Below are 13,874 nucleotides of genomic sequence, written 5' to 3'. Positions count from 1 at the left end.
TGATAGGGCAGTCTGATTTCCAGGGAGTGACTGATGAAACTGATGTTTGCGTCTGATATCCATGGTTCCCTGCCCGCGACCGAGCGTGTTCTTTCTCTGTTTGCTCAAAGCGGGGCGCAATGGCTGGTGATTCTGGGGGATGTGTTAAATCATGGTCCGCGCAATGCGCTGCCGGAAGGCTATGCACCGGCGCAGGTAGCGGAAAAACTCAACCAGTATGCTTCGCGCATTATCGCCGTTCGCGGTAACTGCGACAGTGAAGTGGACCAGATGTTGCTGGATTTTCCCATCACTGCCCCCTGGCAACAGGTGCTGATGGAAAATAGCCGTCTGTTCCTGACCCATGGTCATCTTTTTAGCCCGGAAAATCTCCCGGCACTGGCGGCTGGCGATGTCCTGGTTTACGGTCATACTCATATTCCGGTGGCAGAAAAACGCGGCGAGATGTATCACTTTAACCCCGGTTCGGTCAGCATACCGAAAGGTGGAAATCCAGCAAGCTATGGCATGCTCGATGAGAATACGTTAAGCGTAATCGCACTTAATGATCAGCAAGTTATTGCGCAAATAGCGATTAATCCGTAAGTTACACCTCAACTGCAAACGCGCCGAAAGAGCGCTTAGACGAGAAGGTTTCCCGATGGTGGAGCAGAGTCATTTGGCAAGTACAGAGTGGGTTGACATTGTCAACGAAGAGAATGAAGTGATCGCGCAGGCCAGCCGCGAACAAATGCGCGCGGAGCGTCTGCGTCACCGTGCGACATACATCGTTGTGCATGACGGGATGGGCAAAATTCTGGTTCAGCGCCGCACGGACACCAAAGATTTTCTCCCTGGTATGCTGGATGCAACTGCAGGCGGCGTTGTTCAGGCGGATGAAGTTCTGCTGGACTCCGCGCGTCGTGAAGCGGAAGAAGAGTTAGGGATTGCCGGCGTGCCGTTTGCCGAGCATGGTCAGTTCTATTTCGAGGACGAACATTGCCGTGTCTGGGGCGGGCTGTTTAGCTGCGTTTCCCATGGCCCGTTCGCCCTGCAGGAAGAAGAAGTGAGCGAAGTGAACTGGATGACGCCGGAAGAAATTACCGCGCGTTGCGACGAGTTCACCCCGGATTCGTTAAAAGCGCTGGCGCTGTGGATGACCCGCAACGCTAAAAACGAATCCACGAAAGCGGAAAAAGAGGAAGAGGCGGAGTAAGCCTCAACAACTCTCCCGCAGACACAGGCTGGACGCGATAGGTTTATGATCGCGCCAGTCTCCATCATTCAGACGTTCCAGTAACGCGCGTCCCGCTTCAATCCCAATCTTACGATGTGGCACAGCCATGGTCGTCAGCGGTGGCTGACAGACCCGGCTGACGTCGCTATCGCCAAAACCCACCACGGCCAGATCGTCCGGTACTTTTATACGCCGACGCTGGCATTCATAAAGTGCCCCGCAGGCCAGTTCATCCGACACGCACACCAGTGCATCCAGCTCCGGCCATGCCAGCAGGAACTCCGGCAGTTGCGCCGCACCCGTGGAAAAACTCGGTGGCATGGCGGCGTTAATCACCCGGTTTGGTGACATATGGTGGCGAAGCATCGCTTTGTACCAGCCCTGTAAATGCTGCTGGAAAATCCACTGCTCCTGGTTAGCGCACAGCAGGCCAATATTCTGGTAGCCGCGGTTAATAACCATCTCCGTCAGTTCGTACATCGCCGCGACGTTATCAATCCCGATATTCATATCAATAGGATCGGCGCGCATGGCCCCCATCTCCATGACCGGAATGGACGCGTTTTTCAGCCAGTGGCGGACAGTATCGGAGTGTTCAACACTGAGCAAAATCGCAGCGGCAATGTTCGACGCCAGCAGCGTCTCCAGCAATTTTTCTTCCTGCTCGAGTCGATGCTGTGATTCGGCCAGCATGATCTGGTATCCGGCAGGCTGCAGCACCTGCTGAAGCCCGGCGAACATCTCCGAGCAACCGGATTCGGAGAGATTAGGAACGACCATCGCAATCGTCCATGACGATGCCGAGGCCAGCGCGCTGGCAGCGAGATTAGGCATGTAACCCAATTCCTGTACAGCGGCTTCTATTTTTTCTCGCAGTTTATCGGAAACCTGTTCAGGCGTGCGGAGTGCACGGGACACGGTCATCGTGCCCACCCCGGCAAGCTGTGCGACATCGGCGAGTGTCACTTTACCGGTACTGCGCCGTTTTCGGGTTAGAGACATACACCTTCCTGCTGACCAGACGCGTTTTTATTATCATCCTTCGTTTCACGTGAAACGCAGTATACGCCTTAAATCCTTTTTTTTGCTGTGAATTCACACCATGATTACAATTTGATAGCGCTATCACACTTCTGAATGTTAGCAATTGGTAGCGCTATCTTTGTGATCCCGATCGCAGTCAATATGGGATGTGTTGAATAAAGTTTGCTCATCTTTTGCATTGTGGCGGGACGGAGAAATGCTGAAAAAGTGGATATATGATACAACCATCACGCTGCAGGAGAGCGTGGAAAGCTGGCCGCAGGCGCTGGAAATATGCGCGAAACCGTTGCTGGATCTGCAGGTGATTGACCCGGAATACGTGACGGCCATCATTGAGCAGCATCATGCATTAGGACCTTATTATGTGCTGGCACCAGGGCTGGCCATGCCGCATGCGCGGCCGGAAGAGGGGGCCAAAGGATTAGGCCTCTCATTATTAAAACTGAAAAAGGGAGTCTCTTTTGGTGCCGGTGAGTTCGATCCCGTGGATGTTATTATTATGCTCGCGGCGCCGGATAAACACAGTCACATCGACATGATCTCTGCCCTGGCTGAATTATTTTCCAGCGACGACGATATGGCTGAATTGCATCAGGCGAATACCCTGGAGGATATTAAAACGATTATTGACCGCTTCTGATTTAATTCTCTCATCCGATTTATCACAACATTACGTTTAGCGTGATGGGGCGTGCTCTACTCAAAAAAAGGGGACAACAATGAAAATTATGGCTATTTGCGGTTCAGGCCTGGGCAGTAGTTTTATGGTCGAAATGAATATTAAAAAGGTGCTCAAGAAGCTGGCCATTGACGCCGACGTTGAACACTCCGATCTCTCCTCGGCAACGCCGGGTACCGCCGATCTTTTCGTGATGGCGAAAGACATTGCCGCCAGCGCCAGCGTGCCGGAAAGCCAGCTGGTGGTGATCAACAACATCATTGATATCAACGAACTCGAAGCGCAGCTCCGCGCCTGGTTCGACAGACAATAATCCTGATAAGGCGAGGTGGATATGTTTATCCTTGAAACGCTGAATTTCGTTGTTGATATATTAAAAGTACCCTCGGTGCTGGTGGGTTTAATAGCCTTAATTGGCCTGGTCGCTCAAAAGAAATCTTTTTCTGATGTTGTGAAAGGGACCATTAAAACCATACTCGGTTTTATTGTGCTTGGCGGTGGGGCTACGGTGCTGGTTGGGTCATTAAATCCGTTAGGCGGAATGTTTGAACACGCCTTTAATATTCAGGGCATTATTCCCAATAACGAGGCAATTGTTTCTATTGCGCTAGAGAAATACGGTGCCTCTACCGCACTGATTATGGCATTCGGTATGGTGGCAAATATCATTGTCGCCCGCTTTACGCGTCTGAAGTATATCTTCCTGACCGGGCATCACACCTTCTACATGGCATGCATGATTGGGGTCATCCTCACCGTGGCGGGCTTTGAGGGCGTTGGTCTGGTCTTTACCGGGTCGCTGATCCTCGGTCTGGTGATGGCCTTCTTCCCGGCGCTGGCGCAGCGTTACATGAAGCGCATTACCGGCAACGATGACATCGCTTTTGGTCACTTCGGTACCCTGGGCTATGTTCTCTCCGGCTGGATTGGCAGTAAGTTCGGCAAAGGCTCTCGCTCGACTGAAGAGATGAACCTGCCGAAGAACCTGAGCTTCCTGCGCGACAGCTCTATCTCCATCTCGCTGACCATGATGATCATCTACCTGATCATGGCGGTGAGCGCCGGGCGTGACTACGTTGAGGCGACCTTTAGCGGCGGTCAGAACTACCTGGTCTATGCCATCATCATGGCCATCACGTTCGCCGCGGGGGTGTTCATCATCCTGCAGGGTGTGCGCCTGATTCTGGCGGAAATCGTCCCGGCCTTTACCGGCTTTTCTGAAAAACTGGTGCCGAATGCACGTCCGGCTCTGGACTGCCCGGTTGTCTATCCGTATGCGCCAAATGCGGTGCTGATTGGCTTCCTGTTCAGCTTCCTTGGCGGGCTGGTGGGTCTGTTTATCTGTGGGCAGTTCAGCTGGGTGCTGATTCTGCCTGGTGTGGTGCCGCACTTCTTCACCGGCGCTACCGCGGGCGTGTTTGGTAACGCCACCGGGGGACGTCGTGGAGCGATGATTGGTGCGTTTGCCAACGGCCTGCTTATCACCTTCCTGCCGGTTCTGCTGCTGCCGGTGCTGGGGGCAATTGGATTTGCCAATACCACGTTCTCAGACGCTGACTTTGGCGCTGTCGGGATCGTGCTGGGTAACCTGGCGCGCTTCCTGTCGCCGCTTGCCATCACCGGCCTTGTTGTGGCGTTGTTCGCACTGCTGGTGGCGTACAACGTGTTCGCTAAAAACAAATCTGCGGGCGATAACGCGCAGGAAAACACCGGAGCCAAATCATGAATGAGAATGAGATAACCCATCTGGCGCGTCAGATCCGCCTTGAAACGCTGAAAATGCTGACCCAGCTGGGCTTTGGTCACTACGGCGGCAGTATGTCGGTTGTTGAAACCCTGGCCGTGTTGTACGGCGCAGTGATGAAAATTGACCCGGCCGACCCGGACTGGCCAGAGCGTGACTACTTTGTCTTGTCAAAAGGACATGCTGGTCCGGCGCTGTACAGCACCCTGGCGATCAAAGGCTATTTCCCGATGGAAGAGCTGAGCACGCTGAACCAGAACGGTACGCGTCTGCCGAGCCATCCGGACCGGCTAAAAACGCGCGGCGTGGATGCCACCACCGGCTCGCTGGGGCAGGGGATTTCCATCGCCGGTGGAATGGCGCTGTCGCATAAGCTGGCGGGACGCCCCAACCGGGTTTTCTGTATCGTCGGCGACGGCGAGCTGAACGAAGGGCAGTGCTGGGAAGCGTTCCAGTTTATTGCACACCATCGCCTGAATAACCTGACGGTATTCGTTGACTGGAACAAACAGCAGCTTGATGGCGAACTCGACGACATTATCTGTGCGTTCGATCTGGAAGGAAAATTCCGTGCCTTCGGGTTTGACGTGGTGACGGTGAAAGGAGATGACATTCCGGCACTGCTGGAGGTGACATCGCTGGTTCCGGCGGCGGATGCTCGCCCGCTGGTGGTGATCCTCGACAGTATCAAAGGGCAGGGCGTGCCGTATCTGGAGCAACTGAGTAACTCGCACCATCTGCGATTAACCGCCGAGAGCAAGGCGGCCCTCAACGAGACGATTCGCCAACTGGAGGCTTCACATGATTAAGGTTGCACCTGCAGGTCAGAAAGACGCCGTTGAGATGCGTAAAGTCTACGCGGGGTTTGTGGCACAGCAGATTGAAGCCGGGAGCGACATTATCGCCCTCGAGGCGGATCTGATGAGCTCAATGGCGATGGATGGCGTGGCACGTGATTATCCGCAGCATGTGATTAACTGCGGCATCATGGAAGCTAACGTTATGGGGACGGCGGCGGGGCTGTCGCTGACCGGACGCAAGCCGTTCGTGCATACCTTTACCGCCTTCGCCAGCCGTCGCTGTTTCGACCAGCTGTTTATGTCCCTGGACTACCAGCGTAACAATGTGAAGGTCATTGCCTCAGATGCCGGCGTGACGGCCTGTCATAACGGCGGCACGCATATGTCGTTTGAAGATATGGGCATCGTGCGGGGGCTGGCCCATTCGGTGGTGCTGGAGGTAACGGATGCGGTGATGTTTGAAGATGTACTGCGCCAGCTTATTGACCTCGAAGGTTTCTACTGGGTGCGTACCATCCGTAAGCAGGCTCCGAGCGTGTATGCGCCGGGTTCGACATTTACGCTTGGCAAGGGCAACGTACTGCGCGAAGGCAGTGACATCACCCTGATTGCCAATGGTATTATGGTGGCGGAAGCGCTTGAAGCGGCGCGTCAGCTCGAACAGGAGGGCGTCAGCGCCGCGGTGATCGACATGTTTACCCTTAAGCCGATTGACCGGATGCTGGTGAAAAACTACGCCGAGAAAACCGGACGTATCGTGACCTGCGAAAACCACAGCATTCATAACGGGCTGGGATCGGCAGTGGCGGAAGTGCTGGTGGAAACCTGTCCGGTGCCGATGCGTCGGGTGGGCGTGAAGGAGCGTTACGGCCAGGTGGGGACACAGGACTTCCTGCAGAAGGAGTATGGCCTGACGGCACACGACATTGTGTCGGCGGCGAGGGAGTTGTTGTAAATAAAAAAGGCGACCCTCGGGTCGCCTTTTTAGTCAGTAACGTATTACTGCTGTTGTGAAGACTGGATCGCGGTCAGAGCGATGGTGTAGACGATATCGTCAACCAGCGCGCCACGGGACAGGTCGTTCACAGGTTTGCGCATACCCTGCAGCATTGGCCCGATGGAGATCAGGTCTGCAGAACGCTGTACCGCTTTGTAGGTGGTGTTACCGGTGTTCAGATCCGGGAAGATGAACACGGTAGCGCGACCCGCAACCGGTGAGTTCGGTGCTTTGGATTTCGCAACGTCAGCCATAACCGCGGCATCATACTGCAGTGGACCGTCGATCATCAGGTCAGGACGTTTTTCCTGCGCCAGACGCGTCGCTTCACGGACTTTCTCTACATCGCTACCTGCACCAGAAGTACCGGTGGAGTAGGAGAGCATTGCCACGCGAGGTTCAATACCGAAGGCAATCGCGGAATCGGCAGACTGAATAGCAATCTCAGCCAGCTGCTCTGCAGTTGGATCCGGGTTGATCGCACAGTCACCGTAAACGTAAACCTGTTCAGGCAGCAGCATGAAGAACACGGAAGATACCAGAGAACTGCCTGGCGCCGTTTTGATCAGCTGCAGCGGTGGACGGATGGTGTTCGCCGTGGTGTGAACCGCACCGGAAACCAGACCGTCAACTTCGTCCTGCTCCAGCATCAGCGTGCCCAGCACAACGTTGTCTTCAAGCTGCTCACGCGCTACGGCTTCGGTCATGCCCTTGCTCTTACGCAGTTCAACCAGACGTGCAACGTAGCTTTCGCGAACCACTTCCGGGTCGACGATTTCAATGCCTGCACCCAGCTCAACGCCCTGAGAGGCAGCAACGCGGTTAATTTCATCCGGGTTACCCAGCAGCACACAGGTCGCGATGCCGCGCTCTGCACAGATGGCAGCCGCTTTAACGGTACGTGGTTCGTCGCCTTCTGGCAGAACAACACGTTTGCCCGCTTTACGCGCCAGCTCGGTCAGCTGGTAACGGAAGGCCGGAGGAGACAGACGACGGCTGCGCTCGGAGGTCGCCGTCAGGGATTCAATCCAGTCTGCGTTGATGTAGCCCGCAACGTATTCCTGCACTTTCTCGATACGCTCATGGTCATCAACCGGCACTTCCAGGTTGAAGCTCTGCAGGCTCAGAGAGGTCTGCCAGGTGTTGGTGTTCACCATAAAGACTGGCAGGCCAGTGGCGAACGCACGTTCGCACAGCTTGCTTACGCGTGGATCCATCTCGTAAGCACCGGTCAGCAGAATGGCGCCGATTTCCACACCGTTCATCGCGGCCAGGCACGCAGCAACCAGCACGTCAGGACGGTCAGCGGAGGTCACGAGCAGGGAGCCTGCGCGGAAGTGTTCCAGCATGTGCGGAATGCTACGCGCACAGAAGGTCACAGACTTCACGCGGCGGGTGTTGATGTCGCCTTCGTTAATCACGGTAGCGTTCAGGTGACGCGCCATGTCGATTGCACGGGTAGCAATCAGGTCGAAGCTCCATGGCACCACGCCCAGTACTGGCAGCGGGCTGGAATCCTGCAGGGTAGCCGGATCAACTTTAACCACTTTCGCTTTAGAAGAGTCATCGAAGATTTCGGACAGGTCAGGACGGGTACGACCTTGTTCATCAACCGGTGCGTTCAGTTTGTTAACGATAACGCCGGTGATGTTGGTATTTTTCGCGCCGCCAAAGCTGCTGCGGGTCAGTTCGATACGCTCTTTCAGCTGTTCCTGGTTATCGGTACCCTGGGACATGACGAACACGATTTCCGCATTCAGCGTTTTCGCGATTTCGAAGTTCAGAGACTGAGCGAACTGGTGTTTGCGGGTCGGGACCAGGCCTTCAACCAGCACCACTTCCGCATCTTGCGTGTTAGCGTGGTAGTTGGCGATGATCTCTTCCATCAGCACGTCTTTCTGGTTGCTGGAGAGCAGAGATTCAACGTGGCTCATCTTCAGCGGTTCAGCCGCTGGCAGATTGGAGTTCTTACGCACGATGGTGGTGGTCTGGTCTGGTGCATCGCCACCGGCACGAGGCTGGGCGATAGGCTTAAAGACGCTCAGACGAACGCCTTTGCGTTCCATAGCACGGATAACGCCAAGGCTGACGCTGGTCAGACCGACGCTGGTTCCGGTAGGGATCAGCATAATAGTACGGGACACGGTTTATCCTCTTTCGTTACCGCCGACAGGGGGCGGGCTACAAAACAGCACCGCCAGCATTGCTGGCGGTGTGGAATCAGGCAGTCAGGCGGTGCGCGTCTTGCGCGATGACCAGCTCTTCGTTAGTTGGGATAACGATAGCCGGACGGGTACCTTCTTTGTTGATGAAGCCAGACTTGCCGAAGCGGGCAGCCAGGTTACGCTCGTGGTCAACTTCGAAGCCCAGAACGCCCAGTTTACCCAGGGACAGTTCACGAACCATTGCCGCGTTCTCACCGATACCACCGGTGAAGATAACCGCGTCCAGACGACCGTCCATCAGCGCAGTGTAAGAGCCGATGTACTTCGCCAGACGGTGGCAGTAAACGTCCATTGCACGTTTAGCGTCTGCTTTTTCTGCGTAGTTGTCTTCAACATAACGGCAGTCGCTGGTGACTTCGGTCAGACCCAGCAGGCCAGACTCTTTGGTCAGCATTTTGTTGATCTGATCAACGCTCATGCCCAGGGTGTCGTGCAGGTGGAAGATGATCGCCGGGTCGATGTCACCGGAACGGGTACCCATCACCAGACCTTCCAGCGGGGTCAGACCCATGGATGTATCAACACATTTACCGTTGCGGATGGCAGAAACAGAACCACCGTTGCCCAGGTGGCAGGTGATGATGTTAACTTCTTCAACCGGCTTGTTCAGCACTTTAGCGGCTTCCTGAGTCACATAGAAGTGGCTGGTGCCGTGCGCGCCGTAGCGACGAACGCCGTGCTCTTTGTACAGGCTGTACGGCAGGGCATAGAGGTAAGATTCTTCCGGCATGGTCTGGTGGAACGCAGTGTCGAACACAGCCACGTTTTTGTCTTTCAGCTGCGGGAAGGATTTCAGCGCTTCAGCGATACCGATCAGGTGAGCTGGGTTGTGCAGCGGTGCGAAAGAGGCCGAGTCTTTAATGCCCTGGATAACCGTTTCGTCGATAACGACGGAACGGGTGTATTTTTCGCCGCCGTGGACGATACGGTGACCAATCGCAGTCAGCTGAGCAGACAGTTCTGGTTTTTGTGCCAGAATAGTGTTAACGATAAAGTTCAGCGCTTCACTGTGAGCGGCGCCTGCACCTAAAGCCGCTTCCTGTTTGCTGCCGTCCATCTTCCACTTGATACGTGCTTCAGGCAGATGGAAACATTCGGCCAAACCAGAGAGGTATTCGTCACCGTTGAGCGCATCGATGATGGCGAATTTCAGTGAGGAGCTACCGCAGTTCAGAACCAGTACTAACTTACTCGACATGGAAGTACCTATTATTGATACGTGGCTAAAAAAACGTCAGGGAGTCTAAAAGCGTAACGCATAATGACTCAGACATTTATGATTAACATCATGCCAAACGAACATTGTGGCATGATGGAAGAAATACATATGATTTTATGCCATTTTGAACATTTTTCAGCCAATGGCATAATATGCGATAATTTGACGAGTTAATGGTTCTCGTCTAAGGGCCTATCAGGCTGGCACAGAATACCCGATACGGGGTGCTGATGACAAAATATTTTGAACGTTGTCATAGCCTGTTGTGGTTTTGCACGAAAATTTTAATTTTTATATGTGAAGTTGAGGTACAGCCATGTCGACACCAGAGAACCCGTCCGTGAATTTTTTCAGTCTGTTTCGTCGGGGACAGCATTACGCAAAGACGTGGCCAATGGAAAAGCGCCTTGCGCCCATGTTTATTGAGAATCGCACGATCCGCGCCACGCGCTATGCGATTCGCTTTATGCCACCTGTCGCCATCTTTACGCTCTGCTGGCAAATCGCGCTGGGCGGGCAGCTTGGCCCGGCCGTTGCGACGGCACTTTTCGCGTTAAGTCTGCCGATGCAGGGTCTGTGGTGGTTAGGTAAACGTTCTATCACGCCACTCCCGCCTTCTATTTTACACTGGTTTTATGAAGTTCGCGGGAAACTGGAGGAAGCCGGGCAGGCGCTTGCCCCGGTCGAAGGCAAGCCCGATTACCAGGCGCTGGCTGACACGCTCAAGCGCGCTTTTAAGCAACTCGACAAAACATTCCTCGATGACTTGTGATTGATCATCGAAACGACGAATAAAAGAAGGCACAGTAACTCACCGTTACCGTGTCTTTTTTTTACAGTGCAATGCGCTACAGGAGTCGAAAGATGGAAATGACCCATGCTCAACGTCTGATTTTGTCCAACCAGTACAAAATGATGACTATGCTTGATCCCGATAACGCTGAGCGCTACAGCCGCCTGCAGACAATCGTCGAACGTGGCTTTGGTTTGCAGATGCGTGAACTGGACCGCGAATTTGGTGAGATGAAAGAAGAAACCTGCCGCACCGTGATCGACATTATGGAGATGTATCACGCCCTGCATGTTTCCTGGACCAATCTCAAAGATCAGCAGTCCATTGACGAACGTCGCGTCACCTTCCTGGGCTTTGATGCCGCAACGGAAGCGCGTTATCTGAGCTATGTGCGTTTTATGGTGAACACGGAAGGGCGCTATACCCATTTTGACGCGGGCACACACGGCTTCAATGCGCAGACCCCAATGTGGGAAAAATATCAGCGCATGCTGAGCGTCTGGCACGCCTGCCCGCGCCAGTACCATTTAAGTAACAATGAGATTCAACAAATTATTAATGCCTGATGGAGGTGCTTGTGCAGTGTAGAGGTTTTCTGTTTGATTTGGACGGTACGCTGGTGGATTCGCTGCCGGTTGTGGAGCGTTCATGGTGCCATTGGGCGGACAGACATGGCATTGACCATCAGGAAGTACTGAATTTTATCCATGGCAAACAGGCCATAACCTCATTGCGGCACTTCTTAGCAGGACGTTCTGAGGAAGAGATTCAGGCGGAGTTCAGCTATCTTGAGCACATTGAAGCCACCGACACGGATGGCATCACAGCGCTGCCGGGGGCGCGTGAACTGCTTGAACATCTGAACGAAGCACAAATCCCGTGGGCGATCGTCACCTCCGGCTCGGTGCCCGTTGCCCATGCCCGCCACAAGGCCGCAGGGTTACCGACGCCCGAAGTGTTTATCACGGCAGAGCGCGTGAAGCGCGGCAAGCCTGAACCGGATGCCTTTTTGCTCGGTGCCGAACTGCTTGGCCTGGCACCAGCCGATTGTGTGGTGGTGGAGGATGCGGCAGCAGGCGTACTGGCGGGGTTGAACGCCGGAAGCCACGTCATCGCCGTTAATGTTCCGGCGGGTTCACCCCGCCTGAACGAGGCGGATCTGGTGCTTAACACGCTGACGGCCATTAACGTTGCGAAGGCACCGGACGGAGTTGTAACCGTCTCGCTTAAAATGTAATCCCATGATATAGCCCCACATTGTTGGGGCTTTTTTATGGCAAAATTTTGTCTCCTCCACTGACAAGGATATGTTGTGAACGGTGAACTGATTTGGGTCCTGAGCCTGCTTTTAATCGCCATCCTTCTCTTTGCCTCAGGCAAGGTGCGCATGGATGCCATCGCCTTGTTTGTCATCGTTGCCTTTGTGCTGAGCGGTACGCTCACGCTGCCGGAGGCTTTCTCCGGATTTAGTGATCCCAACGTTATCCTGATTGCCGCCCTATTTATTATTGGCGACGGGCTGGTGCGCACTGGCGTGGCGACCATTATGGGGTCGTGGCTGGTCAAGGTGGCCGGCAACAGCGAAACCAAAATGTTGATCTACCTGATGCTGACGGTTGCCGGGCTGGGGGCGTTTATGAGCTCCACGGGCGTCGTCGCCATCTTTATCCCGGTGGTGCTGAGCGTCTCCATGCGGATGCAAACCTCGCCGTCGCGCCTGATGATGCCTCTGAGCTTTGCCGGGCTTATTAGCGGGATGATGACGCTGGTGGCGACCCCGCCGAACCTGGTCGTCAACAGTGAGCTTATCCGCGAAGGGTTTGAAGGCTTTAGCTTTTTCAGCGTGACCCCACTTGGACTGGTGATTCTGGTGCTGGGTGTGGTCTACATGCTGTTAACTCGTTTTGCCCTGAAGGGGGAAAAACAGGATAAAAGCAAAGACGGCTGGAAACGACGGACTTTCCGCGATCTGATCAAAGAGTACCGTCTGACCGGGCGGGCGCGCCGTCTGGCTATCCGCCCCGGCTCGCCCCTCATTGGCCAGCGTCTTGACGACCTGAAGCTGCGCGAGCGCTATGGCGCGAACGTGATCGGCGTAGAGCGCTGGCGTCGTTTTCGGCGGGTGATTGTTAACGTCAACGGGGTGTCGGAATTCCGTGCACGCGACGTTTTGCTGATTGATATGTCCACCGCCGATGTCGATTTGCGCGAGTTTTGCAGTGAACAGTTGCTGGAACCCATGGTGCTACGTGGGGAGTATTTTTCAGACCAGGCGCTGGATGTCGGCATGGCCGAAGTGTCGCTGATCCCGGAATCAGAATTACTGGGTAAAACCGTGCGCGAAATCGGCTTCAGGACCCGCTATGGGCTAAACGTGGTGGGCTTAAAGCGTGATGGCGTGGCGATGGAAGGGGCGGTAGTGGATGAGCCTATCCTGCTCGGTGATATCTTCCTGGTCGTCGGCAACTGGAAACTGATCGGTCAGCTCGGGCAGAAAGGCCGCGACTTTGTGGTACTTAATATGCCGGTTGAAGAGAGCGATGCTTCTCCGGCGCACAGCCAGGCACCGCATGCGATTTTTTGCCTGGTGTTGATGGTCGCACTGATGCTGACTGACGAAATTCCAAACCCCATTGCGGCCATTATCGCCTGTCTTCTGATGGGGAAATTCCGCTGTATTGATGCCGAAAGCGCCTACAAAGCCATTCACTGGCCGAGCATCATTCTGATTGTCGGAATGATGCCTTTTGCCCTGGCGTTACAAAAAACCGGTGGGGTGGATTTGATCGTCAAGGGACTCATGGACGCAGGCGGTGGATACGGGCCTTACATGATGCTGGTCTGCCTGTTTATCATGTGCGCCACGATAGGCCTGTTTATCTCCAATACGGCCACGGCCGTCCTGATGGCACCCATTGCACTGGCGATGGCGAAATCAATGGGGGTTTCGCCGTACCCGTTTGCCATGATCGTCGCTATGGCGGCATCTGCAGCGTTTATGACTCCGGTCTCGTCACCGGTCAATACGCTAGTGCTTGGCCCGGGAAATTACAAATTCAGTGATTTTGTGAAGATAGGCGTGCCCTTCACCGTGCTGGTGATGATGGTGTGCGTGATACTGATCCCCGTGCTGTTCCCGTTTTAAACCCTGATGCCG

The 13,874-nt window shown here is 54.6% G+C and carries 14 protein-coding genes; 11 read left to right on the top strand and 3 right to left on the bottom strand.

What is annotated here, in order from left to right:
- Nucleotides 1-33 precede the first annotated feature (33 nt).
- Both yfcE and yfcD read left to right on the top strand, forming a co-directional pair.
- Nucleotides 34-585, top strand: coding sequence for a phosphodiesterase (yfcE, locus tag ACMGG3_RS11700; RefSeq protein ID WP_014171017.1), 552 nt, complete (start codon nucleotides 34-36; stop codon nucleotides 583-585).
- A 55-nt stretch (nucleotides 586-640) separates the two neighbouring features.
- Nucleotides 641-1,195: an NUDIX hydrolase YfcD gene (yfcD, locus tag ACMGG3_RS11695; protein ID WP_014171016.1), complete on the top strand. Its 555-nt coding sequence runs from the start codon at nucleotides 641-643 to the stop codon at nucleotides 1,193-1,195.
- A 3-nt stretch (nucleotides 1,196-1,198) separates the two neighbouring features.
- On the opposite strand, the gene ACMGG3_RS11690 is transcribed toward yfcD, so the two are convergent.
- Entirely contained in the window at nucleotides 1,199-2,218 is a 1,020-nt protein-coding gene (locus tag ACMGG3_RS11690) for a LacI family DNA-binding transcriptional regulator (RefSeq protein ID WP_148576163.1), read from the bottom strand.
- A 238-nt stretch (nucleotides 2,219-2,456) separates the two neighbouring features.
- On the opposite strand from ACMGG3_RS11690, the gene ACMGG3_RS11685 reads away from it, so the two are divergent.
- From ACMGG3_RS11685 to ACMGG3_RS11665, 5 genes are all read left to right on the top strand, one after another.
- Nucleotides 2,457-2,900, top strand: coding sequence for a PTS sugar transporter subunit IIA (locus ACMGG3_RS11685; RefSeq protein ID WP_050737136.1), 444 nt, complete (start codon nucleotides 2,457-2,459; stop codon nucleotides 2,898-2,900).
- A 79-nt stretch (nucleotides 2,901-2,979) separates the two neighbouring features.
- A complete protein-coding gene (locus tag ACMGG3_RS11680) occupies nucleotides 2,980-3,252 on the top strand; it encodes a PTS sugar transporter subunit IIB (RefSeq protein ID WP_414149195.1) in 273 nt (90 codons plus the stop codon).
- Nucleotides 3,253-3,273: 21 nt separating this feature from the next.
- Complete coding sequence (locus ACMGG3_RS11675; RefSeq protein WP_020883137.1) at nucleotides 3,274-4,665, top strand: PTS ascorbate transporter subunit IIC; 1,392 nt, start codon at nucleotides 3,274-3,276, stop codon at nucleotides 4,663-4,665.
- On the top strand, nucleotides 4,662-5,492 hold the full coding sequence (locus ACMGG3_RS11670) for a transketolase (protein ID WP_014171011.1): 831 nt from the start codon (nucleotides 4,662-4,664) through the stop codon (nucleotides 5,490-5,492). Before ACMGG3_RS11675 ends, ACMGG3_RS11670 begins: the two co-directional genes overlap by 4 nt.
- Complete coding sequence (locus ACMGG3_RS11665; RefSeq protein WP_025203581.1) at nucleotides 5,485-6,438, top strand: transketolase family protein; 954 nt, start codon at nucleotides 5,485-5,487, stop codon at nucleotides 6,436-6,438. The genes ACMGG3_RS11670 and ACMGG3_RS11665 overlap by 8 nt, the downstream gene beginning before the upstream one ends.
- 44 nt (nucleotides 6,439-6,482) lie before the next feature.
- Here the strand turns inward: ACMGG3_RS11665 and pta are convergent, their stop codons facing one another.
- Both pta and ackA read right to left on the bottom strand, forming a co-directional pair.
- Nucleotides 6,483-8,624, bottom strand: coding sequence for a phosphate acetyltransferase (gene pta, locus ACMGG3_RS11660; protein WP_014171009.1), 2,142 nt, complete (start codon nucleotides 8,622-8,624; stop codon nucleotides 6,483-6,485).
- A 76-nt stretch (nucleotides 8,625-8,700) separates the two neighbouring features.
- Entirely contained in the window at nucleotides 8,701-9,903 is a 1,203-nt protein-coding gene (ackA, locus tag ACMGG3_RS11655; RefSeq protein ID WP_014171008.1) for an acetate kinase, read from the bottom strand.
- Nucleotides 9,904-10,240: 337 nt separating this feature from the next.
- Between ackA and yfbV the strand changes: the two genes are divergently transcribed.
- The 4 genes from yfbV to ACMGG3_RS11635 all read left to right on the top strand — a co-directional run bounded on the left by yfbV (nucleotide 10,241) and on the right by ACMGG3_RS11635 (nucleotide 13,862).
- Nucleotides 10,241-10,696: a terminus macrodomain insulation protein YfbV gene (gene yfbV, locus ACMGG3_RS11650; protein ID WP_008502875.1), complete on the top strand. Its 456-nt coding sequence runs from the start codon at nucleotides 10,241-10,243 to the stop codon at nucleotides 10,694-10,696.
- A gap of 92 nt (nucleotides 10,697-10,788) precedes the next feature.
- A complete protein-coding gene (locus tag ACMGG3_RS11645; protein ID WP_020883140.1) occupies nucleotides 10,789-11,283 on the top strand; it encodes a YfbU family protein in 495 nt (164 codons plus the stop codon).
- Nucleotides 11,284-11,294: 11 nt separating this feature from the next.
- Nucleotides 11,295-11,954, top strand: coding sequence for a sugar phosphatase (locus tag ACMGG3_RS11640; RefSeq protein WP_047356572.1), 660 nt, complete (start codon nucleotides 11,295-11,297; stop codon nucleotides 11,952-11,954).
- Between the two features lie 75 nt (nucleotides 11,955-12,029).
- A complete protein-coding gene (locus tag ACMGG3_RS11635; RefSeq protein WP_063214715.1) occupies nucleotides 12,030-13,862 on the top strand; it encodes an SLC13 family permease in 1,833 nt (610 codons plus the stop codon).
- Nucleotides 13,863-13,874: the final 12 nt, after the last annotated feature.

It is taken from the genome of Enterobacter sp. BNK-18, from assembly GCF_047456135.1.
Lineage (GTDB): Bacteria > Pseudomonadota > Gammaproteobacteria > Enterobacterales > Enterobacteriaceae > Enterobacter > Enterobacter ludwigii.
This window is presented reverse-complemented; position numbering and strand designations above follow the sequence as displayed.

What these genes read in the sequence shown, in the direction of transcription:
- yfcE (WP_014171017.1), top strand. Translation starts at nt 34, where the DNA reads ATGAAACTGATGTTTGCGTCTGATATCCATGGTTCCCTGCCCGCGACC.
- yfcD (WP_014171016.1), top strand. Translation starts at nt 641, where the DNA reads ATGGTGGAGCAGAGTCATTTGGCAAGTACAGAGTGGGTTGACATTGTC.
- ACMGG3_RS11690 (WP_148576163.1), bottom strand. Translation starts at nt 2,218, where the DNA reads ATGTCTCTAACCCGAAAACGGCGCAGTACCGGTAAAGTGACACTCGCC.
- ACMGG3_RS11685 (WP_050737136.1), top strand. Translation starts at nt 2,457, where the DNA reads ATGCTGAAAAAGTGGATATATGATACAACCATCACGCTGCAGGAGAGC.
- ACMGG3_RS11680 (WP_414149195.1), top strand. Translation starts at nt 2,980, where the DNA reads ATGAAAATTATGGCTATTTGCGGTTCAGGCCTGGGCAGTAGTTTTATG.
- ACMGG3_RS11675 (WP_020883137.1), top strand. Translation starts at nt 3,274, where the DNA reads ATGTTTATCCTTGAAACGCTGAATTTCGTTGTTGATATATTAAAAGTA.
- ACMGG3_RS11670 (WP_014171011.1), top strand. Translation starts at nt 4,662, where the DNA reads ATGAATGAGAATGAGATAACCCATCTGGCGCGTCAGATCCGCCTTGAA.
- ACMGG3_RS11665 (WP_025203581.1), top strand. Translation starts at nt 5,485, where the DNA reads ATGATTAAGGTTGCACCTGCAGGTCAGAAAGACGCCGTTGAGATGCGT.
- ackA (WP_014171008.1), bottom strand. Translation starts at nt 9,903, where the DNA reads ATGTCGAGTAAGTTAGTACTGGTTCTGAACTGCGGTAGCTCCTCACTG.
- yfbV (WP_008502875.1), top strand. Translation starts at nt 10,241, where the DNA reads ATGTCGACACCAGAGAACCCGTCCGTGAATTTTTTCAGTCTGTTTCGT.
- ACMGG3_RS11645 (WP_020883140.1), top strand. Translation starts at nt 10,789, where the DNA reads ATGGAAATGACCCATGCTCAACGTCTGATTTTGTCCAACCAGTACAAA.